Source organism: Rhodococcus pseudokoreensis, from assembly GCF_017068395.1.
GTDB classification, from domain to species: Bacteria; Actinomycetota; Actinomycetes; order Mycobacteriales; family Mycobacteriaceae; genus Rhodococcus_F; species Rhodococcus_F pseudokoreensis.
Genome location: NZ_CP070619.1, coordinates 5067634 through 5089072 on the forward strand (window position 1 = coordinate 5067634; position 21439 = coordinate 5089072).

Below are 21439 nucleotides of genomic sequence, written 5' to 3' on the forward strand. Positions count from 1 at the left end.
CGCCCCCGTCAGTTCGGCGATCTGAGATAGACCGTTTTGGTGGTTGTGAAGAACGTGCGGGCAGCCTTTCCCTGCTCGCGATTCATGCTGCTCGAGGCCTTGACTCCGCCGAACGGGACGTGTGGCTCCACACTCGCCGTCTCCCGATTGACATGCACCAGGCCGGAATTGATCCGGCGCACGAACTGCATGGCTTTGGAGATGTTCGATGTGAACAGCGAGGCCGACAGGCCGAACACGGTGTCGTTCGCCGCGGCCAGCGCTTCGTCGAAATCCTCGACCTCGGTCAGGACGAGCACCGGGCCGAAGATTTCCTCCCGCACGAGTCGGCTGGACGGGGCCACACCGGTCAGCACCGTCGGTTCGAGGAAGCAACCCTCACCGTCTGCCTTGCCGCCGAGAAGGATGTCCGCACCCTCCTCGTGCGCGAGCCGAAGGTACTCGACGACGGTGTCGCGTTGCTCCGGTGAGGACATCGGCCCGATATCGGTGGCCTCGTCGTACGGGTTGCCCACCACCAGTCGGTTCACCTGGGCCAGCAGCAGTTCGCGGAATTCCGTTGCCACCTGGCGCTGAACGTAGACGCGACTGGTGGCCGTGCACCGCTGTCCGGCCGCCAGCATGGCTCCGCGAACGACCTGCACGGCCGCATCCTCGAGTTCGGCGTCCGCCAGCACGATGGCGGGGTTCTTGCCGCCGAGTTCGAGTTGCACCTTGACGTTACGGTCTGCGACCGCCTCCCGGAGGCGAACACCGACACCGTTGGATCCGGTGAAGGTCAACGCCGCCAAGCGGTTGTCCCCGGTCAACGAACCGGACAGGGAACGGCCCTTACCGGTGATCAGATTGAGCACACCGGTCGGCAAACCCGCCTCGGCGAAAATCTCGGTGAGCAATACCGCGCTGCCTGAGGCCCCTTCGGCCGGCTTCCACACCACGGAGTTGCCGAATGCGACTGCGGGAGCGATTTTCCACGTCGGAATCGCGAACGGAAAGTTCCACGGCGTGATGGCGCAGACGATCCCGAGGGGTTGCTCGACGGTGAGCAGAACGGTCTCGGGGTCTGCGCTCGGGTAGGTCTCGCCCGAAGGCTGCAGCAGATCGCCGGCGTAGTAGCGCAGGATCGCAGCGCTGCGCAGCACCTCGCCGCGGGCGTCGCGGATGGCCTTGCCCATGTCGGCGGTGAGCCGCCGAGCGGCTGTCTCGACCCTGGCCTCGAGCAGGTCGGCTGCTCGGCGCAGGACGTCGGCGCGTTGGACGGCAGGTATGGCGGCCCAACCCGGCTGGGCCTTCTCAGCCGCGTCGTAGGCGCGGCGGACGTGAGCGGGCGTCGCCGACGCGAAGATGCCCGACAAATGACCTGTCTCATAAGGTTCGAATCGATTATATGTCTGTTCCGAGGTGCACCACTCGCCATCGATGAACAGTGTCGCGGCGTCCTCGAGGAGGGTTGCAGACGCGGGGGTGTTGGACATGGTCACCTGACCTGGGGCATGGAGGGAGTCGAACGGGGGATTGCAGGTCTTTCACCTGCGTTGATGGAGTGTGAAGGCATCAGAGTGAGTGTGGTGCGTCCGGCCGGCTCGCGGGGGTGTCCGAGCCGGAGCGTCATCGCGGCGATCAGGCCGATCGAGGTCCTGGGGGAATCGTGGGTGATGAGGTTGTCAAGGGCATTCGGCATGTGATGGGATGACCTCCCGAATAGAAACGTTTACATGACAATAAGTGGCTACGCCGGAACGGTCAAGGAGACTTCGAATGAGAAACGATCGAGGGCGCACTGTTCGCCCCCACGAGTACCTCGACACCAACGAAGGGCCGGCGGGGGAGGAGCGCAACTCCTCGCAATCCCCGGCCGCGTCCGGCCCGCTCCAGCGGCTGTCCGCCGCCGGCGTAGCAGTGTGGCTCGACGATTTGTCTCGTCACCGCCTGGCGTCAGGGAGCCTCGCCGCACTCGTGCAGAACTGGCCCGTGTGCGGCGTGACCACCAACCCGTCGATCTTCGAGAACGCCCTGCGGTCGGGCGAGGCTGCCTACGGTGAGCAGATCCGTGACCTGGCGATCGCAGGGGCGGATGCCGCCGAGGCTGTACGAGCGTTGACCACCACCGATGTTCGCTGGGCCTGCGAGATTCTGCGGGAGACGTACGAACGATCCGGCGGCGCCGACGGCTATGTCTCGATCGAGGTGGACCCGTACCTGTCGCGCAACGTGCCGGGCACCGTCGCCGAGGCCCGCGACCTCTTTCGGCTGATCGGTCGCCGCAACGTCCTGATCAAAATTCCGGCGACGGCCGAGTGCCTTCCCGCCATTACGCAGACGCTCGCGGCCGGCATCGGCGTCAACGTGACGCTGATCTTCTCTCTCGAACGTTACGAAGCCGTCCAGGACGCGTTCATGGCCGGTCTCGAGCAGGCCCGGGCGAACGGTCACGACCTGGCCGGCATCCAATCTGTGGCATCATTTTTCATCTCCCGAGTGGACGCAGAAGTAGACCGGCGCCTCGGCGAGGACGCTCGCGACTACCTGCGCGGGACGGCGGCGACAGCAAACGCCAGGCTCGCCTACGAGAAGTTCGAGACGATGCTGCGCATTCCTCGATGGCGCGCGCTCGAGGCCGGCGGCGCCCACCCTCAGCGTCTCTTGTGGGCCTCCACCGGCGTGAAGGACCCCGCGTACTTCGACACCCGGTACGTCACCGAGTTGATCGCCGCCCGAACGGTGAACACGATGCCGGAGGAGACGCTGCACGCCGTGGCCGATCATGGCGTCGTGGACGGCGACAGCATCTCCGGAACATATGACACCTCGCGCACGGTCCTCGAGAGGCTCGCACTCGCCGGAGTCGATTACGACGACGTCGTCCGTGTGCTCGAAGTGGAGGGACTGCAGAAGTTCGAGGTCGCCTGGAACGAACTCACCTCGACCGTCGCGCTGCTTCTCGACGACGCCCGCGCGCGGGTCGACCGATTTCATAACCCCAGCACAGATACCGCCGCCGTTCCCCGTATCGGCGGTCCAGACTCGAGAAGTGTGAGGCGATGATGGAACTCCTTCAGACCCCGGTCGATCAGCGGCCGCAGTGGGCCGCGCTCGCGGAACACCGAGCACGCCTCGACGGAGTATCGCTTCGCCGACTGTTCGCCGAAAATCCGGGTCGTGCTTCCGAGTTCACCCTCGGCGTCGACGGACTGCTATTGGACTACTCGAAGAACCTCATCGACGCCGAGGTGATGGGCGCGTTGGTCGACCTCGCCTACGCCACCGGGGTGCACCGGCGGATCGAGGCGATGTTCGAGGGGGAGCGAATCAATACGACCGAAGATCGCGCCGCGGCACACGTCGCACTGCGCGCCGCGCGCGATCAGCGAATGGTGATCGACGGAGAGAATGTCGTCCCAAGGGTGCACCACGTACTCGACGAGATGGGGGCCTTCGCAACCCGGATCCGGTCGGGAGCGTGGCTGGGATACACAGGCAAAGCCATCAAGAACGTGGTGAATATCGGGATCGGCGGGTCGGATCTCGGTCCCGTGATGGCCGCCGAGGCGCTGTCGGCCTACTCGGATCCGGGACTGAACGTCCGGTTCGTCTCCAATGTCGACGGCTCGGACATCGTGTCGGCGCTCCGAGGTCTCGATCAGAGCGAAACCCTGTACGTCGTCGTCTCGAAGACGTTCACCACTGTCGAGACACTGACCAATGCGCGCACCGCACGCCGGCTTCTGGTGGACGCACTCGGCAACGAGGATGCGGTTCGCAGACACTTCGTCGCCGTCTCCACCAATGCGAAACAGGTGCGTCACTTCGGGATCGAGACCGAGAACATGTTCGGTTTCTGGGACTGGGTCGGCGGTAGGTACTCCGTCGAGTCGGCGGTCGGACTGTCGTTGATGATCGCGATCGGGCCCGAGAACTTCGCCTCGATGACCGACGGCTTCCGTGCGATGGACACCCACTTCCGCGAGGCGCCGCTCGCCCACAACATGCCCGTGCTCCTCGCACTGATCGGACTCTGGTACAACAATTTTCACGACGCTCAGACCCATGCCATCCTCCCGTACAGCACGTACCTCGCACGCTTTCCGGCGTACCTGCAGCAGCTCGACATGGAGAGCAACGGCAAATCAGTGGACACCGAGGGACGGCTGGTCCGGGTCCGTACCGGCCCGGTCGTGTGGGGCGAACCCGGCACGAACGGCCAGCACGCCTTCTATCAGCTGCTGCATCAAGGGACCCACCTGGTCCCCTGCGACTTCATCGGCTTTCTTCGTCCCGTCGACGGTCCTGACGAGCACCACGATCTGTTGATGGCGAACTTCTTCGCTCAGACCGAGGCACTCGCCTTCGGTCGCAGCGAGGAGGAGGTGGCGGCTGCCGGGGTGCGGGCCGACCTGGTCCCGCACCGAAGTTTCGCGGGGGACCGACCGACGAACACGCTGCTGGCAGGCAGATTGAACCCGTTCGTGCTCGGTCAGCTGGTGGCGCTGTACGAACACAAGGTGTTCACCCAGGGGGTTCTGTGGGGAATCAACTCGTTCGATCAATGGGGTGTGGAGCTGGGGAAAGTGCTCGCCCACCGCATCTTCGACGAGCTCTCTCAGGACGAGCCGCCCGCGCCCGGTCACGATGAATCGACGAACTCCCTGGTCTCGATGTACCGGACGGCCGCGGCCCGGCGGGTGCGGCCGCGGCCCGGCGGAGACCGAGACGGTGCCGCCGTGCGCTGAGCAAGAAGGACGGGCCACGCCACTGTGCGGTGTGCAGGTCCCGGGCGTGGGGCGGCGTCGGCGACAGGCACGCGAGAATCCTCCAGAACGCTTGACGCTCCACAACTGCTCTTGTAGATTAGAAACGAATCCAGTCGGCATTACTACAGGTCGAATGCCAGATTAGATCTCCAAAGTGGAAACGATTCACACCGGATAGCAATCGCGGTGGTCGTCACGGGAATCACCCGCAGATCCAGCACGAGTCCACTGCGCTCAGGCTGCCCGGCCACCGTCGTGGATGCTTCCGGACCGACTCCAAATGAAGGGAAGACCCGGATGGCCGACTTCGATCCGTCAGCGCCGAACGCGCGACGTTACCCGCGGGTGATCACCGAAGGCGAGATCAGCAGCATGCCGCGTTTGCAATTCAACACCGGCATCGACACCGCGATCTTCCTGTCGCGGGAGCGCGACGACGCACGCTACTTCCGCCAGGGCTACTGCTACCAGGAACCCGACCACGCCCCCTACAACTGGGAGCAGCCCAACTTCGACGAGACGCACTACTGCCTCGAGGGGCACATCAAGCTGCGGGTCAAGGATGCGAATGACCGAGAGGTCGTACTCGAAGCCGGCCCGGGAGAGCATATCTACCTCCCGGCCGGATACACCTACACCCTCGAGAACACCGGTGTGCGGACCGTCTTTTTCTGGACCAGCGGCCCGTCTCCCCGCGTGGGACTCGTCGAGGTGCCGGATTACCACAAGACCCTCCAAGAACTGAGGAAGTGAGAGAGCAATGGCCGTGACCGCAAGCCAGACCGCCCCCCTGCGGGGCGACAAGAGGTGGGGTTACCTCGACAGGGCCAAGAGCATCCGTGTAGCGAGTGTGAATGCCGACGGGAGCATCTACCTGACTCCCCTGTGGTTCGTCGTCGACGACAAGAGGATCTTCCTCCCGATCGACGCCGGCAGCCGCCACGGTGCGAACTCGCAGGAGGGCCGGAATATCGCCGCGCTGGTCGATTCGGGCGACGAGTACGCCACCGTCAGTGGTGTGCGCATCCTGGGAACGCTGGTCGAAGCCACAGACGAGGTTCTCGTGAAGAAGCTCCAGGACAAAGTCTTCGAGAAGTACTTCGGCACGGGTCACCCCTACGCCGAGCAGTACTTCGAGTTCGGTGACTTCGCCGACCGCCGCTACCTGGAACTGGTGCCGGACAAGATGATCGGCTGGGATTCACGTGAGACGACGATGCCGCAGGTTCCGGAAGCTCGTGTGCTGCCGGACTTTGTGGGAGACCGGCCGCTGCCCACGCGCTGACCGATCCGGTCATCGCCGCAGATCACGGCGGACCGGCATCGCCTCGTCGCTGACGGAGACGCCGGTCCGCCTGTTTCCCGACAAGGACGACCGCGGGCGACGGCTCGAGTTGCACACACACATTCTTTGAAATTTGGAGTAGGTATGACTTCGACTAAGGACGGCGCCACCCGGGTGCTCGTGGTCGGCGAATCATGGATCAAACACACAGTGCACATCAAGGGCTTCGACGAATTCCGCACCGTCGAGTACGAGGAAGGCGGCGGTGTCTTCCTGGACTCGCTGGAGGCATCCGGCATCGACGTGACATACATGCGCGCCCACGAAATATCAGGGCAGTTCCCGAAGACGCTCGAAGAGTTGCAGCAGTTCGACGTCGTGGTCCTCAGCGACATCGGAGCGAACTCCTTCCTGCTGGCCGACGAGACGTTTCTGCGATCCGAACGCAGCGTCAACCGTTTGTCGCTGCTCGCGGACTTCACCGAAGCCGGCGGAGGCCTGATCATGGTGGGCGGCTACATGTCGTTCGCGGGCATCGACGGCAAAGCCCGCTACGGGATGAGTCCGCTTGCACCAGTACTTCCGGTCACCATGCTCGACTACGACGACCGTATCGAAGTTCCCGAAGGGCTCGACGCCACATTCGACGAGCCCAATCACGAGATCCTCGGCGGGACCCCCGCGGAATGGCCGATGCTTCTCGGCTACAACCGGGTCACCGCCAAGTCCGACGCGACGGTTGTCGCGCGCTTCGGCGAAGACCCGCTGCTGGTCGTCGGAACCGCCGGCGTCGGCCGCACGGTGGCCTTCGCGTCCGATTTGGCTCCCCATTGGGCGCCACCGGAATTCGTGCAGTGGCAGCATTATCAGGCGCTGTGGACGTCGATCGTGAACTGGGCTGCGGGCCGCGACACGCGCCTTCCGTCGCCGGTGCACGCAATTGCTGCGGTAGATTGAGAATTTTATGAGCAATGGTCAGCCCCCGACGATGAAAGACGTGGCCCGGCACGCGGGTGTGTCCGTGAGCACGGTCAGCTACGTCTTGAACGACAGTGGATCGGTTGCGCCCGCACGCCGAGCCCGCGTCCTCGACGCTGTGCGGGTCCTCAACTACGCACCCAACGAGGCTGCGCGGGGGTTGAAGAGACGTTCGGCGCCCACGATCGGACTCGTGGTCCCCGAACTGTCGAATCAGTTCTTCGCACTCCTCGTGGAAGGCGTCGAACAGGCCGCAGCTGCTCGTGGAGTGCTCGTCGTGTTGTGCGCCCCTGAAGCCACCGACGGAGGAGAGTCGCTCAACGGGCGGCTGCTCCGAAGCCAGAGGCTGAATGGGATCATCTATCTGTCGGGGGCGTCGACGTCGCCTACGTCGCTCCTCGAACTCATGCGACTCGGACCGATCGTTCTGGTCGACGAGCAGGTCCCCGGATTCGACCTGCCAGCCATCGTGTCGGACAACCGTCGCGGCGCCCGGCAAGTCGCTCAACATGTGCTCGAAGCAGGCCATCGCAAGATCGCCGTCATCGGCGGTCCCGAGGGTCTGTGGACGTCGCAGCAACGACTCGCCGGATATCGGGAAGCGTTGGCAGCTGCAGGAATCGAACCCGATGCCGTTCCGGTCTTCGGGGGAAGCTACCGGCAGGAGTCAGGTACGGAACTCGCGGCGAAGGCATTGTCCGGGCCACCGGCGGAGCGCCCGACAGCGTTGTTGTGCGCGAACGACTTGATGGCCATCGGAGTGCTCGAGTACTGCCGATCCGAGGGTATCAGCGTGCCCGAAGAGCTCAGCGTCGTCGGCTTCGACGACCTACCGCTGGTCTCGCTCCTCACGCCGAGATTGACCACCGTCCGCCAACCGGCTCGGGACATGGGGGAACGAGCGGCAAACCTGCTGTTCGAACTCATCGACGACAAGGTCGACGTGCCCGCTCCCGAGCCATTCCCGGCCCTGCTACAGATAAGAGATTCCGTGGCCACACCCTTAGGTAGCTCATGAGTACGTCGCTGAACGCGGGTACCAGCCGGGGGCGAGTGATCGTCGTCGGAGCGATCAACGTCGACCTGGTCGTCGCCGCTGAGAGACTGCCCGGTCCGGGTGAGACCGTCGTAGGAACCCGCGTCGAACGGTATGGCGGCGGCAAAGGCGCCAACGCCGCGGTCGCGGCCGCGCGAGCAGGCGCGGAAGTGCACCTCGTCGGGGCGGTAGGAGCGGACGCCAACGGCACCCAGGCGCTCGATGAACTGACCGCTGAAGGCATCTGGGTAGACGGTGTCACCGTTCTCGAGCACGAAGCCACCGGGGTCGCGTTGATCGTCGTCGACCCCCGCGCCGAAAACCAGATCGCAGTCGGTGCGGGAGCCAATGCAGCTCTGAGCGCCGCATACGTGACGCGGGCCCTCGCTTCCGTCCTGAGACCCTCGGATTCAGTGCTGGTCAGCACGGAAATACCCGATGCCGCGGTGGAGGCCGCAGTGGTCGCTGCCGCTTCGGCGGGTGCACGCTGTGTCCTGAATCCGGCCCCTCCCATTCCCGGGGTTGCCGATCTCCTCGGGTACGGGCCGATCCTGACGCCCAATGCGGGTGAGTGTGTCGAACTCGCCAAGATGCTGGGTGACGAGCACACCGATGCCCGCGAGGCTGCCGCCGCGATCATGGCACGCACCGGAGCGCCGGTCGTGGTCACTCTGGGAGATGACGGTGCCCTGGTACTCCGGCCTGACGGGAACATCGACCACGTTCGGCCACGGCCGACCGTCGCACGCGATACCACCGGCGCAGGCGATACCTTCAATGGCGTTCTAATCACCCGGCTAGCAGGCGGAGACGAACTCGACGACGCTGCCCGAGCCGCGAATGTTGCCGCCGCGCTGTCTGTTGCCCACGTCGGGGCCCGCGCAGGGATGCCTCGCGCCACGGACATCGAGGCCGGCAGCCGGGCGTAACCCCCTTCGAGGCCCCTGCGCGGCGATCATCGGCGCAACCGGAGGCTTCCCGAACCGGAGCATATGGAGCAACCATGACTATTGACGACCGTGCAACGTTGATCGACCAGTTCATCTACGCCTGGAACACCAAGGATGTCGACGCACTGATGAACCTGATGACCGACAATTGCACCTTCCACTCTTCGGTCGGCCCCGATCCGGGAGTCCGGTTCGAAGGCCGTACCGATGTTCGTCGCGGATTCGAAATGTATCTTCGACCAAGCGGTTCGGCGACTGAAACCGTGATGGAGAAGCCGCTTGTAAGTATGAATTTTGCGGTAACCCGGTGGACTACCACCCAGAGGCGGGAGGACGGGACCGTTCTGCAAACACTTGCCTGCGACGTGTTCGAGTTCGAAGGCGACCGCATCAGGCGTAAGGACACCTACCGCAAGAATTCCACTCCCGTTAGTGCTTCCTAGAAGGGGTGCATAAGACCTAACCGAATGTTGTGGGGTTGCGGGTCGGATACCGCAACGTGATCACTCTGACGCCAACGGCAAGTTTCGGAGCGCAGACAAGCAGCCCCGGGATTGGGGTAGATAGGGCGACCGTCCCGCAAACAAGCGGGAGAATCGCATGGTCGCTTCGTCGAGTCGGCACCGACCGGTCGCGTCGCCGTGCCGGCGTTCGGCCCCACGATCCCCTCGGCTTCGGCTGCGAAAATGCGGTCATTCACAGGTGTGAATGACCGCATTCGTCTGTCCAGGTATATGTTTCATTGCCTGGTTCGATTTGTCACGCGGCCGGTCGGCAGGGTGTTTGCCGGTAGCTCAGGCATCCGTGACCAGGAGTAGAACCGTTTCTAATTTCTGGCATTTCTATCGGGTCTTTGGGTTCGGCGGTGCCCGTAGGCCGAGCACGGAAGCGGGATATGGACGTGCCGGTAGTTGACGGGGATTGACCAGCCTAGAAGGCTCCGCGAGCCGGATTCCTGAGCAAAGGATGCGAGCGGAGAATTGTTCTCCGCGAACCTCTTGACTGCGAGACTATAAACGTTAATAGTAGGTGTGATGCAGCGCACTGAGACGGCGTACCCGCTGCGTGTCGCCCGTATGACGGGTCCCTGCTCGCTAGACGTAATGGTCCGAAACATGTTGGTAACCAACGTCGTACAGGATCTAGTACTGAATCCGACGCAGCACCTCGAAGGCGAAGGTTCGACCGCATTCGCGGCAACTCTCCTGGAGTTGGAAAATCCAGACAACAGAGAAGTAGCAACGATCACCCACCACGAGAAAAGGCGAAATTGCGATGGCACTGGGCCGGAGTTACGACAACATCATCATCAACACCGACAGTTACAAGCATTGCCATTACCCGTTGTATCCGGCGGGGACGGAGTATGTGTCCAGTTACATCGAGTCTCGGGGCGGGGAATTCCCGGTGACGATGTTCGTGGGGCTGCAGGCCTTCATCAGGGAATACCTGCTGCACCCGATCACGCTCGAGGACATCGATCAGGCGGAGTGCATCAGCCGTGAACAGGGGATGCACTTCAATCGGGAGAATTGGCTCGGGATCCTCAACGACCACGGTGGGTACTTGCCGGTGGAGATCGAGGCGGTGCCCGAGGGCTTGGTGATGCCGACCCGCAACGTGCTCGTGCAGATCATCAACACCGACCCAAAGTACTTCTGGGTGACGAGTTTCTTCGAGACTGCCCTGCTGCGGGGTGTGTGGTACCCGACCACGGTTGGCACCATCAGCTGGTTGGCGAAGCAGGTCATCAAGGAGGCGTTGGGCCGGACCTCCGATCATCCGGAAGTTCTGCGGCACTGTCTGCACGACTACGGTGCCCGCGGGGTAAGTTCGCAGCAGTCGGCCGCGCTCGGCGGATTGGCGCATCTGGTCAACTTCGACCAGAGTGACACTGTGCCAGGTATTCTCGCGGCGAAAGAGTATTACAACGCGGTGTCGCCGTCGAATTCAGGCCCGAACTCCGAGCATGCGAGCTTCTGTGCGTGGGGCCGGGAAAACGAGGCCGCGGCGATGCGCAACATGCTCGAGGTGCACGCGCAGAGTGGGGTGGCGTTGCTGCTGACTGATACGTACGACCATGAGAACGCGGTCAAGAACATCATCGGACGCGAGCTTGCCGACGTGGTCCGGAACTTTCCCGGATTGGTCGGGGTACGTCCCGACTCGGGTGATGTGGTGCAGGTGACCGCGGATACGACCGAGTGGTTGATGGACAGTTTCGGGTTCACCACCAACAGCAAGGGTTTCAAGGTGCTACCCGACTATGTGCGGGTCGTCCAGGGTGACGGGGTGAACCGTGTCAGTCTCCCGCTGGTGTATGCCGAACTCGAACGCCGCGGTTTCTCGGCGGAGAACGCGATCTTCGGGATGGGTGGGGGCCTGTTGCAGCACTGCAACCGGGACACGATGAACTTCGGGCAGAAGGCGTCCGCGGTGTGTGTCAACGGTGAGTGGCGGGGCATTGCGAAGGCGCCGACCGGGGATGCGATGAAGGCGTCCAAGCGCGGCCGACTCGGATTGCGACTGTCGCAGGGTGAATATCAGACGGTGCCGCGGGAGTCGATCTCGCAGGAGGAGAACATCCTGCAGCCGGTGTTCCGAAACGGCAAGTTGCTGCGGAAATGGGACTTCACCGAGCTGATCGAGCGTAGTGAGCAAGAGGTGCCGGCGAGCTATTACTCCGACGCCATCGCACCCCTGCACAACGACGCCGAACTCGCGCTGTCCTGAGAGCTGCCGGCGACCGGCGTGGTTACCGCGTCCTGGTCGCCGGCCTCCCCGGGCAGGCTTGTAACTCGTTCCACACACAGTTAGGTTCACAGCACGATGACTAAGCTGCACGTCTTCGACATGGACGGCACACTCCTCCAGTCCACTGCTTCGATCGAGATCTCGAGAGCGGTCGGAGAACTCGCTGCAGGCGAGCTCATCGAGCAATCCTGGCTCAAGGGGGAGATCAGCGATGTGCGTTTCTGGGAACTCTGCCTCCCACTATGGGAAGGACTCAGCGAGGCAGACATCGATGAGGCGTTCACCGCCTCCCCGTGGATCGGCGGTGTAGTCGAAGTCTTCGCCGACATCCGCAACCGTGGCGAATTCAGCACCGTCATCTCTCAGTCACCCCAGTTCTTCGTAGAACGCCTGACCGGTTTGGGCGCTGATTCGGCGTTCGGCGCGCAGGTGGCCTTGAGGAGCGAGGTCGGCCCTGAGTGCCTCCTCAGTGCCGAAGACAAGGTCGCGATTGTCAGCAAATTACTTGCGGAGTACGGGCTCGCCGAAGGGGACTGCGTTGCTTACGGCGACTCCACGTCCGACATCCCGCTGTTCGGCAAGCTTCCGAATACGGTGGCCGTCAATGCGAGCGCGCGGGTCCGTGAGCTTGCGACGATCGAGTACGAGGGGTCAGATCTCCGCGGTGCATACGTCCTCGGCCGCGGACTGCTCTGACCGCCGCCGCTCGTCGAAGACAGGCGCACCAGTACTACCTTCCACCAATACGACAGTGAGGTCCATGAACGGTGGCCGCCTTGAGAAGCATCCCGACACGTAGTGGTGCGGACAGCGCTACGTCCGCGGGTACCGCCACGAGCATGCCGATGAATTACGGCAAGCGGTTGAAACTGTTTTCCGGTCGAGCTAATCCCGACATCGCGAAGGCGATCGGCGCCGATCTGGACGTGGGTCTGAGTCCGGTTGTGCTGAAGACCTTCTCGAACGGTGAGGTGTATTGCCGATTCGAAGAATCGATCCGCGACGCCGACGTCTTCATCGTTCAGCCGACATGTACCAATCCCGAGACCGGAGTCACCACCAATGACGCGTTGATGGAGCTGATGGTGATGATCGACGCCGCGGTCGCGGCCAGTGCACACCGCGTCATCGCCGTGACTCCGTGGTATGGGTACTCGAGGCAGGACAAGCAGAGCGCCCCGCGTGAGCCGATTTCCGCGCGGATGGTCGCCCGAATGCTCGAATCGGCCGGAGCAGACCGTCTCCTGACGATGGATCTGCATGCCGGCCAGCTCCAGGGCATGTTCAAGATCCCGGTGGACCACATGACGGCAATGAGGTTGCTCGCTCAATACTTTATCGATCTCGAGATGGAAGATCTCGTGGTAGTTGCACCCGACGCCGGCCGAGTGAAACTGAACAAGAGTTTCGCCAAGTGCGTCGGCGCCGATCTCGCGATTCTCGACAAGGAACGCCCGAGACATCAGGTCGCCGAGATAGGACACGTGATCGGAGATGTTCGGGGCAAGACCGCGATCGTCGTCGACGACATGATCGACACCGCCGGCACCCTCCGCGCTGCGGGGGAGATGGTGATGAGGGCAGGAGCGTCGAGGGTGTTCGCTGCAGCCACCCACCCAGTGTTCAGCGGCCACGCCTACGACAACCTCGCCGCATCGCCGTTCGAAGAGATCGTCGTGACCGACACGATCGCACTGTCGCCCCAGGCACCGGCCAACGTGCGCGTGCTGTCCTGCGCCAGCGTCCTCGCCGACTCGATCAGCCAGGTCTTCCGAGGCGGATCCGTCAGCGAAGTATTCGGCAGTGAGTACCAGTTGTTCTGATCGATAGAAGTGGGAGCCGCCGAGCCGCGCTCGGGGGTTCTCGTCACACCGGTAGAGGCGTAGAGAGCATCCCACCATGAGTCTCGATATAGGTACGAAGTCAACAATCCACCAGCTCGGCACCACGAGGAACGGCCTCGATGCACAGCCCGTCGATGACGCGGCCGTTCTCACCCCTTCACTCCCGGAGCTGATGGAACGGGCAGCCGCGTTACGCGACTCGCTCTTCGGCACGAGGGTGACGTACTCACCGAAGGTCTTCATTCCGTTGACCTCACTGTGCCGCGACGGGTGTGGTTACTGCACGTTCTCCCGCTCACCCGCACGCGCGGAGGCGCCTTACCTCACGCCCGATCAGGTGCTCGCGATCGCGGTGCAGGGTGCTCAGGCAGGGTGTCACGAGGCGCTGTTCACACTGGGGGAACAGCCCGAAGACCGATACGACGTCGCGGCCGAATGGCTGGCCGATCAGGGTTACGGCTCCACCGTCGAATACCTGGCCGCCATGTGCCGGCTCGTGACCGCGGAGACGGGATTGCTGGCGCACTCCAACGCCGGAGCTCTCGCGCCGGATGCTCTGTCGCTGCTGCGAACGGTCAGCCCCGGCCAGGGCATGATGATCGAGTCGTTGAACCCAGCGCTGATGGCCCACCGCGGTGCGCCCGACAAGACACCGGAACGCCGGCTGGCCACGCTGGAAGCCGCGGGCGAACTCGCGATTCCCTTCACCACCGGGATCCTCGTCGGCATCGGAGAGTCCCCGCAGGACCGGGTCAGGGCGCTGCACGCCATCGCTGACCTGCACAGACGTTACGGGCACGTCCAAGAAGTGATCGTGCAGAACTTCATGCCCAAACCGGACACCGTGATGCGCAACGAACCCGCCTGCCCGCAGGACGACTTCCTGCGCACAATCGCGATGGCGCGGTTGATCCTGCCGCCGGATGTGCACCTGCAGGCACCCCCCAACCTGTCGGAAGACGTCGGTGCGCTGCTCGATGCGGGGATCGACGACTTCGGTGGTGTGTCCCCGGTGACCGTTGACCACGTCAACCCGGAACGACCGTGGCCCTCGCTGGACCGGCTCCGCGAGGTGACCGAACGTGACGGCAAATTCCTCACACCCCGCCTCACCGTGTACCCCGAGTTCGCACGCCGCCCCGACCACTGGATCGACCCCGGTCTCCGCTTCGCGATCATGGACCGGTCGGATGCCGAGTCGCTCGGCCGCGACGACCCAGGTGCGATGTTCCCCGAGAGCCACGCCGACGCGAAGAACGTCGGCACCGGGGCGGAAGTCGTCCAGATCGGTCGACGCTCGACCGTCTGGAGCTCCGGATCGGAGTTCGCGCCCACCGATCTGGTGCCGAGCCGCACGCGAGGGGTCGGCGGCCCCGTCACGGATGTCCTCGACGGAATCACCTCAGGGCAGGAACCGGGAGTGGACGAGATCGTCACGTTGTTCCGAGCTCGCGGGGGAGAGGTCGCCGAGATCGGCGAGTTCGCCGATCACCTCCGCTCCAAGGCGGTCGGTGACGACGTGACATTCGTGCGGAACCGAAACATCAACTACACCAATGTCTGTACCTTCAAGTGCACCTTCTGTGGGTTCTCCAAGGGGCCGTTGTCGCTGAACCTGCGAGGCAAGCCCTATCTGCTGACGCTGCAGGAAGTCGCCGGCCGTGTTCGGGAGGCGTGGGATCTCGGGTGTACCGAGGTCTGCCTGCAGGGCGGCATCCATCCGTCCTTCGACGGCGACTACTACATCGACGTCTGCCGCGCGGCGAAGGAAGCAGCGCCCGACATCCACGTGCACGGCTTCACTGCCCTCGAGGTCACCGAAGGAGCCAAACGGCTCGGGGAGCCCCTCGACAAATACCTACAGCGATTAGTCGACGCAGGACTGAAGTCGCTACCGGGCACCGCCGCCGAAATTCTCGACGACGACGTCCGGGCAATCCTCTGCCCGGACAAGATCGACACCGAGGAGTGGCTCGAATGTCACCGCGTCGCCCACTCGATGGGCCTGACGTCGAACGTGACGATGATGTTCGGAACCGTCGAGGAGCCCGTGCACTGGGCGCGGCACTTCCTCCGCACCCGAGAACTCCAGCGTGAGACGGGCGGGTTCACCGAGTTCGTCGGTCTTCCGTTCGTGCACATGGCGGCTCCGCTCTACCTCAAGCGTGGTGCACGCCGCGGGCCGACCTGGCGAGAAGTAGTGCTGGTCCACGCGATTGCGCGAATCGTCTACGACGGGCTCATCGACAACGTGCAGGCGTCGTGGGTCAAGCTCGGACTCGACGGGGTTCGCCAACTGCTCCAGGCCGGAGTGAACGACATCGGCGGGACGTTGATGGACGAGAACATCAGCCGCGCCGCCGGCGCAGCCCACGGCCAGCAGCTCGACGAGACAGACCTGGACGCGGTGGTGCAGGGAATCGGCCGCCGCCTGCGACAGCGCACGACCAACTACATGACGCCTCCCACCCACCAGCTCGCCCTGCACGGTGCGCCCACACACTCACCAGAGGTGATCCTCAGATGACCACAACAAGAAGCGCTTCCACTCTCTCGAAGCCGATCCCCTATATCTACGACAACGACGAGCAGCTCGCCGGTGAGGTCGCGTCGAGGTTGCTTTCGACTCTTGCCCAGGCACAGGACGAGCGCGCCTACGCATCGTTGGTGCTCACCGGAGGACGAACCGGGACAGCGGTGCTCGAGCGACTACGCACCGACCCGAAGCGTGACTTCGTCAACTGGCACCGAGTGAACTTCTTCTGGGGCGACGAGCGCTTCGTCGCCCGACATCACCCCGACCGTAACGAGAAGCAGGCGCGCGAGGCCCTGCTGGACCACCTGCCCGTGGACCCGAGCCGTGTGCACGTCATGGCGCCCTCCGACGGCGGCTTCGGCAACGACGCCACCGCAGTGGCAAACGCCTACCAGGCGCTACTGTGCGCGTACGGGCGCCTGGACAGAACACCTCTGTTCGACATCTGCCTCCTCGGGATGGGCGAGGAAGGTCACGTCGCGTCGATCTTCCCGGACTCACCGGCAGTGCTGGACGAGCAACGTGAAGTGGTGGCGGTGTACAACTGCCCGAAGCCGCCGAGCACCCGCATTTCGCTGACTCTGTCGGCGATCACGCGCTCCCGCGAAGTGTGGCTGATGACTACCGGCGAAACCAAGGCGTCTGCAGTCGCGACACTGATGGAGGAGGGGTTGACCCCTCAGCAACTTCCGGCAGCGGGGGCGCTGGGTTCGCGCGCGACTCGGGTGTTCCTGGACGCCGCCGCAGCGAGCCGGCTGTCCAGCTGCGAAGACCTCAGCGCCTCGGCGCGCTAACTGACGATGTGAAAGACACACCCGAGAATCCGAGTCTTATAATGACGAACCCGCATCCAATCGACCTGATAATTCCGGTCAAGTTACTCTCCGAGGCGAAAACACGACTCCGGGGCGCGGCCGACGGCGGTACCGGAAAGATGAACGCGCACAAGAGGCTGGTCTTGGCGATCGTGCTGGACACAGTCTGCGCTGCGCTGCGGGCACGAGCGGTCGACTCGGTGCTCGTCGTCACCGCGGACCCTGTCGTAGCCCGCAGCGTCGAACGCCTGGGTGCACGCGTACTGGGAAACGAGCCAGCCGGGGGAGTAAACGCGGCATTGAACCACGGCGCGGCCCTCTTGGAGCGGGAACGCCCGGCTCGAGTGGTAGGGGCGTTGCCCGCAGATCTTCCGGCGCTTCGACATCGCGAATTGTCCTCATTCATCTCCGCTGCCGCCGGCAGGCGTGCATTCTGTGCCGACCGGGATGGACAGGGCACCACGTTGCTGCTATCGGCGGCGGGCGAAGGGCTCTTCCCGGCCTTCGGCATCGATTCGGCGCTCGCTCACCAGGCGTCGGGTGCCATAGTTCTCAAGGGTGAATGGCCTTCGCTGAGGTCGGACGTGGACACCGCTTCCGACCTGCGCACGGTCCGGGGATTGGGGCTCGGCGCACGTATGGCTACTCTGGGATCGGCGCGCGAGTTCGCATTCTTGGACAAACACGAGGCCGCGATGATCGACTTCGCCCGCCGCTGGCAGCCCTTCGGTGGCGGAACCGCTGATGACATATTCATTACCTTCGGCGTGCCTCCGTGCCCATACTTCAAGCAATTGACCACACTGTTGTCGTCGAACGTGACTCCTGAACTCGCGGAGAGTCAGCGGCAAGAACTACTGCAACAGGCGAAGCTGCGACTTGCCGAAGAGGCTCGGATTATCCGAACTCCTCGATTGCAGAACCAGCGATGAAGTCGGCCCCTCAGGCTTCGGAAGACCCGGACCTCCCCGACCACGGTTCTGTCAGCGGACTCCGTGTCCTTCCAGTGACAGGTCTTCCGGAGTTCCGGCCGGGCGACGACGTTGCCGAACAGATCGCGCATCAGGCGCCTTGGTTGGTTGACAACGACATCGTCGTGATCACGAGCAAGATTGTATCCAAGTCGGAGGGCCGAATCGTCGATGCGCCAACAGGAGCTCAGGATCGTGAGGCGTTCCGGGCGCTTCTGGTCGAGCAGGAGGCCGTTCGCGTCGTTGCCCGCAAGGGGCCAACCGTCATCACCGAGAACCGTCTGGGGATCGTGCAGGCCGCTTCGGGAATCGATGGCTCCAACGTCTTCACACACGAATTAGCACTACTGCCAACGAACCCCGATGAGAGCGCGCAGTCGATTCGAACAGGGTTGCAGCAACTGCTCGGTGTCAGCGTGGCGGTGATCATCACGGACACGATGGGCCGCGCGTGGCGCCGGGGGCAAACCGACGCAGCGATCGGCAGCGCAGGGATCGCGGTCCTCCACGGCTACGCCGGCACCGGGGACGCGCAGGGCAACGTGCTGGAGGTAACCGAGGTAGCAGTGGCCGACGAACTCGCGGCTGCCGCGATCTGGTCAAAGGCAAGGTGGCGGGAATCCCCGTCGCTGTAGTTCGGGGACTGAAATCATACGACGACGGGTCAGGTGCAGCCGATCTACTGCGTTCCGGTCAAGAGGACTTGTTCTGGCTCGGCACCGCTGAGGCGCTGGCACAGGGCCGCCGTGAGGCTCAATTGCTGCGACATTCGGTCCGCGCTTTCAGCGGCAGGCCGGTTCACCCAGAGCTGATCACGCAGGCGGTCGCCGAATCCCTGACGGCACCAACCCCGCACCACACACGTCCCGTGCGATTTGTATGGCTGCGGTCGCGTGAGGTACGCACGCGACTCCTCGCCGCGATGCGTGAGCAGTGGCGGATCGATCTGACCGTCGACGGCTTACCCCCGGAACAGTTGGAGCGGCGGATCGCCCGCGGCGACATTTTGTTCGGCGCCCCGGAAGTTATCGTCCCCTTCTGTGTACCGGACGGCGCCCACGACTACCCGGACGCCCACCGTCGGTGCGCTGAGTCGACGATGTTCACCGTGGCCGTCGGCGCGGCGGTGCAAGGGCTCCTGGTTTCCCTCGCCGCAAGGGAAGTGGGCAGTTGTTGGATCGGATCCACCATCTTTGCGCCGGAGATCGTCCGCACCGAATTGGGTGTGCCGTCGAACTGGAAGCCGCTCGGCGCCGTGGCGATCGGCTACCCCACACGACCGCGGCATCTCCGTCCGCCCGCAGATGTCGCGGGTGCGCTCGTAGAATTGTGAGTTCGCACTAACGCACTGCCTAACGGCAGCCTTTTGCGGTGTCCGCTGCGCCGCCGTTCGGCCTCGTCAGGCTTGTGCCACAGCGAGACCCGCAACGCGGGTGAGCACGAGGTCACGGAATCGGCCGACATCTAGATCGACAGCCAGACGGGTACCCGGCGCGGCACTCCCTACGGACGCGGTGAGGGAGCTTGACAGCGTGCACACCGTCTGTCCGCGACCGACACCGACACCGGTCTCTACTTCGACTACCGCGGTCTGCAATCGAACGATCGCCGGGTCGACGATCGCTGCGATCACCAAGGCGTCGTGCATGGGCCAGCCGTCCGGCTGAATGTCGCCGTAGCCTCGGATCATCGTTGCGAGGAGTGACCCGGTATGTGACCGCGCCTCGAGTATTGCGAGCGCTGTCTCGTCCAGGGTCGAACGTCGCGTGACATCGAGTCCCAGCAGCCAGGTTTCGAGGTGTGAACATGCGAAGACACGTTGCGCTGCCTCGGGGTCGGACCAGATGTTGAATTCCGCAACCGGCGTGATGTTGCCCCGGCCGGTGCTCCCTCCCATGATCACCAGCTTGTCGATCCGGTCGATCAACTCGGGGTGCATGGCGACGAGCAGGGCGATGTTGGTCAACGGACCGATCGCCGCGATCGTCACGGACCGGGGTGCGGCCTCACGGAGCACCGACGCGAGGAGTCCGACGGCGTGTTCCTCGGACAACGATCGGGTCGGCGCAGGAAGTTCGACGCCGCCCAGCCCGTTCTCGCCGTGCGGTGACGGCTGGTTGTGCATCCCGATGCGAACGAGCGCGCGCGTTGCGCCTGCCGCGACCGGAACGTCTTCCCTCCCGAGTGCGCGCAGCAGCCGCAGCGCGTTGTCGGTCGCTTCCTCGACCGGAGCGTTTCCCGCGACCGTGGTGACGGCAAGCAGATCGACCTCCGGGCTCGTCACCGCCAGCGCCAGCGCCAGCGCATCGTCGATTCCTGGATCTGTATCGATGATCAATCGCACAGGCGCAGCCACTGTCGGTTCTCCTCAGGCTTCTCGGGGCCGGCAGAATGCGACCCGCATAGAAACGATACAAGATAGTTCGGCGCTCTGCCGCAGAATCTTAATCGGCGCCTATGCACGAGATCCAAATGTCGTTGCTCTCGAAGTTACGCATCGTACGGCGCGTAACATAAACGTTTCCACTGCACGAGGCGCCGCAAAGCATCCGAGAAGCTCAGATTGCTGGAGCCCGGAATGCGATCGGTCCGGTCGCCGCGCAGACGGGATTCGTGATCTTTCAAGACGTGCTGACAAAATCTTGTGGGGTCCGGCTGCGGGAGTTGTCTTGTGTCGATCCCAGGTCTGCCGGGGAACTGGCTTGCTCACAGCTGGGCCGTATTCCCCTACTACCGAGCGACACAGTCTGCTCACCGCCGGCCGGTGCCAAGGTGGTCGAGTCGCAGCCAACAGGGCTGACGGCACCTTGCCTCACTTCGTAGGGAACCACGCCGTGACTACCCCACATGCCTTCCCTTTTGGAGCCCACTGCCAGCCCTCCGTCCGGCGAGTCCTCGATGACCTGCGCGCCCGCCTCACGCTGACCCGTCCGCCGCTGGGCGGGGGATGGGGACTGGTCTTACGGCGTCCCGGCCAGCTATCTCCGTGGGCTGGGCGACTTCGGCAGGTCTCTCGAAGAGTCATGCGATGGCCGCCTTCATTGGTTTACGACACGCCGGTCAGATCCGATTCCGATTTAAAAATCATCTTCAAGAAGACCTAGTGTTGCGAAATGGGACACGAGTCACCTCATCCGTACTTCTAACCTTCGCAGGTGCGCAATCCGTGTGCATGTTCGGAACCGTTTCTTTCCCCCGCTCGAGGAGTGACCATGGCCTTGTTTGCTGTGATCTGGTCGTATACCACCGATGCCTCTGTCAAAGAGGCTGCGCATGCCGAACACCTGATTTTCGTCAAGGATGCCGCTGCCCGAGGCATGCTGCAGGAGGCCGGCGCCTGGGCCGACGGCGCCGGAGCCCTACTGGTATTCCAAGCGGCCGGCGAAGACGCTTTGCGTTCCTTGCTTGCGGAGGATCCTTACGTCAAGCAGGGTGTGGTCGTAGAGCAGCGCATTTACCAATGGAATCCAGTCATAGGCCCTCTCGTCGGCATCTAATGACAATGCGGCCCGCTCAGTC

At 63.7% G+C, this 21439-nt stretch carries 17 protein-coding genes and 1 pseudogene; 16 read left to right on the forward strand and 2 right to left on the reverse strand.

The annotated features are described in order from the left end of the window. Nucleotides 1–8: 8 nt before the first annotated feature. Nucleotides 9–1475, reverse strand: coding sequence for an aldehyde dehydrogenase family protein (locus JWS13_RS28350; RefSeq protein ID WP_206008749.1), 1467 nt, complete (start codon nucleotides 1473–1475; stop codon nucleotides 9–11). A gap of 283 nt (nucleotides 1476–1758) precedes the next feature. Between JWS13_RS28350 and tal the strand changes: the two genes are divergently transcribed. The 15 genes and pseudogenes from tal to JWS13_RS28425 all read left to right on the forward strand — a co-directional run bounded on the left by tal (nucleotide 1759) and on the right by JWS13_RS28425 (nucleotide 19253). Further along, nucleotides 1759–3045 (forward strand): transaldolase, encoded by a 1287-nt coding sequence (tal, locus tag JWS13_RS28355; RefSeq protein WP_241032353.1) that lies wholly within the window; start codon nucleotides 1759–1761, stop codon nucleotides 3043–3045. Continuing rightward, nucleotides 3042–4730 (forward strand): glucose-6-phosphate isomerase, encoded by a 1689-nt coding sequence (pgi, locus tag JWS13_RS28360; RefSeq protein ID WP_206008750.1) that lies wholly within the window; start codon nucleotides 3042–3044, stop codon nucleotides 4728–4730. The genes tal and pgi overlap by 4 nt, the downstream gene beginning before the upstream one ends. Before the next feature lie 318 nt (nucleotides 4731–5048). Then, nucleotides 5049–5504 (forward strand): hypothetical protein, encoded by a 456-nt coding sequence (locus tag JWS13_RS28365; RefSeq protein ID WP_005561314.1) that lies wholly within the window; start codon nucleotides 5049–5051, stop codon nucleotides 5502–5504. Nucleotides 5505–5511: 7 nt separating this feature from the next. Further along, the gene (locus tag JWS13_RS28370; protein ID WP_206008751.1) at nucleotides 5512–6036 is read left to right on the forward strand and encodes a pyridoxamine 5'-phosphate oxidase family protein; all 525 of its coding nucleotides are present in this window, start codon (nucleotides 5512–5514) and stop codon (nucleotides 6034–6036) included. A 144-nt stretch (nucleotides 6037–6180) separates the two neighbouring features. Further along, on the forward strand, nucleotides 6181–6993 hold the full coding sequence (locus JWS13_RS28375) for a glutamine amidotransferase (protein WP_206008752.1): 813 nt from the start codon (nucleotides 6181–6183) through the stop codon (nucleotides 6991–6993). Between the two features lie 7 nt (nucleotides 6994–7000). Beyond that, nucleotides 7001–8032 (forward strand): LacI family DNA-binding transcriptional regulator, encoded by a 1032-nt coding sequence (locus JWS13_RS28380; protein WP_241032354.1) that lies wholly within the window; start codon nucleotides 7001–7003, stop codon nucleotides 8030–8032. Continuing rightward, entirely contained in the window at nucleotides 8029–8979 is a 951-nt protein-coding gene (locus JWS13_RS28385) for a PfkB family carbohydrate kinase (RefSeq protein WP_206008753.1), read from the forward strand. Before JWS13_RS28380 ends, JWS13_RS28385 begins: the two co-directional genes overlap by 4 nt. 74 nt (nucleotides 8980–9053) lie before the next feature. Next, nucleotides 9054–9443 (forward strand): nuclear transport factor 2 family protein, encoded by a 390-nt coding sequence (locus tag JWS13_RS28390; protein WP_206008754.1) that lies wholly within the window; start codon nucleotides 9054–9056, stop codon nucleotides 9441–9443. Between the two features lie 832 nt (nucleotides 9444–10275). Continuing rightward, the gene (locus JWS13_RS28395) at nucleotides 10276–11733 is read left to right on the forward strand and encodes a nicotinate phosphoribosyltransferase (protein ID WP_206008755.1); all 1458 of its coding nucleotides are present in this window, start codon (nucleotides 10276–10278) and stop codon (nucleotides 11731–11733) included. Nucleotides 11734–11853: 120 nt separating this feature from the next. Continuing rightward, nucleotides 11854–12450, forward strand: coding sequence for an HAD family hydrolase (locus JWS13_RS28400; RefSeq protein WP_241032355.1), 597 nt, complete (start codon nucleotides 11854–11856; stop codon nucleotides 12448–12450). 149 nt (nucleotides 12451–12599) lie between these two features. Then, on the forward strand, nucleotides 12600–13577 hold the full coding sequence (locus tag JWS13_RS28405) for a ribose-phosphate diphosphokinase (RefSeq protein ID WP_206011760.1): 978 nt from the start codon (nucleotides 12600–12602) through the stop codon (nucleotides 13575–13577). A gap of 76 nt (nucleotides 13578–13653) precedes the next feature. Further along, entirely contained in the window at nucleotides 13654–16125 is a 2472-nt protein-coding gene (gene cofH / locus JWS13_RS28410) for a 5-amino-6-(D-ribitylamino)uracil--L-tyrosine 4-hydroxyphenyl transferase CofH (RefSeq protein ID WP_206008757.1), read from the forward strand. Beyond that, a complete protein-coding gene (pgl, locus tag JWS13_RS28415; protein ID WP_206008758.1) occupies nucleotides 16122–16928 on the forward strand; it encodes a 6-phosphogluconolactonase in 807 nt (268 codons plus the stop codon). Before cofH ends, pgl begins: the two co-directional genes overlap by 4 nt. Before the next feature lie 41 nt (nucleotides 16929–16969). Further along, the gene (gene cofC, locus JWS13_RS28420; RefSeq protein WP_241032357.1) at nucleotides 16970–17881 is read left to right on the forward strand and encodes a 2-phospho-L-lactate guanylyltransferase; all 912 of its coding nucleotides are present in this window, start codon (nucleotides 16970–16972) and stop codon (nucleotides 17879–17881) included. Then, nucleotides 17878–19253 (forward strand): annotated as a pseudogene (locus tag JWS13_RS28425) (coenzyme F420-0:L-glutamate ligase). Before cofC ends, JWS13_RS28425 begins: the two are co-directional and overlap by 4 nt. Nucleotides 19254–19319: 66 nt before the next feature. Here JWS13_RS28425 and JWS13_RS28430 read toward each other — a convergent pair. After that, nucleotides 19320–20276: a nucleoside hydrolase gene (locus tag JWS13_RS28430; protein WP_241032358.1), complete on the reverse strand. Its 957-nt coding sequence runs from the start codon at nucleotides 20274–20276 to the stop codon at nucleotides 19320–19322. Between the two features lie 856 nt (nucleotides 20277–21132). Here JWS13_RS28430 and JWS13_RS28435 point away from each other — a divergent pair. After that, a complete protein-coding gene (locus JWS13_RS28435) occupies nucleotides 21133–21417 on the forward strand; it encodes a YciI family protein (protein WP_043787215.1) in 285 nt (94 codons plus the stop codon). The last annotated feature ends 22 nt before the right edge of the window (nucleotides 21418–21439 follow it).

Coding starts and splice junctions, on each gene's coding strand:
- JWS13_RS28380 (WP_241032354.1), top strand. CDS start 7,001: ATGAGCAATGGTCAGCCCCCGACGATGAAAGACGTGGCCCGGCACGCG.
- JWS13_RS28390 (WP_206008754.1), top strand. CDS start 9,054: ATGACTATTGACGACCGTGCAACGTTGATCGACCAGTTCATCTACGCC.
- JWS13_RS28405 (WP_206011760.1), top strand. CDS start 12,600: ATGAATTACGGCAAGCGGTTGAAACTGTTTTCCGGTCGAGCTAATCCC.
- JWS13_RS28350 (WP_206008749.1), bottom strand. CDS start 1,475: ATGTCCAACACCCCCGCGTCTGCAACCCTCCTCGAGGACGCCGCGACA.
- tal (WP_241032353.1), top strand. CDS start 1,759: ATGAGAAACGATCGAGGGCGCACTGTTCGCCCCCACGAGTACCTCGAC.
- JWS13_RS28385 (WP_206008753.1), top strand. CDS start 8,029: ATGAGTACGTCGCTGAACGCGGGTACCAGCCGGGGGCGAGTGATCGTC.
- cofC (WP_241032357.1), top strand. CDS start 16,970: ATGACGAACCCGCATCCAATCGACCTGATAATTCCGGTCAAGTTACTC.
- JWS13_RS28395 (WP_206008755.1), top strand. CDS start 10,276: ATGGCACTGGGCCGGAGTTACGACAACATCATCATCAACACCGACAGT.
- JWS13_RS28375 (WP_206008752.1), top strand. CDS start 6,181: ATGACTTCGACTAAGGACGGCGCCACCCGGGTGCTCGTGGTCGGCGAA.
- JWS13_RS28400 (WP_241032355.1), top strand. CDS start 11,854: ATGGACGGCACACTCCTCCAGTCCACTGCTTCGATCGAGATCTCGAGA.
- cofH (WP_206008757.1), top strand. CDS start 13,654: ATGAGTCTCGATATAGGTACGAAGTCAACAATCCACCAGCTCGGCACC.
- pgl (WP_206008758.1), top strand. CDS start 16,122: ATGACCACAACAAGAAGCGCTTCCACTCTCTCGAAGCCGATCCCCTAT.
- JWS13_RS28370 (WP_206008751.1), top strand. CDS start 5,512: ATGGCCGTGACCGCAAGCCAGACCGCCCCCCTGCGGGGCGACAAGAGG.
- pgi (WP_206008750.1), top strand. CDS start 3,042: ATGATGGAACTCCTTCAGACCCCGGTCGATCAGCGGCCGCAGTGGGCC.
- JWS13_RS28435 (WP_043787215.1), top strand. CDS start 21,133: ATGGCCTTGTTTGCTGTGATCTGGTCGTATACCACCGATGCCTCTGTC.
- JWS13_RS28365 (WP_005561314.1), top strand. CDS start 5,049: ATGGCCGACTTCGATCCGTCAGCGCCGAACGCGCGACGTTACCCGCGG.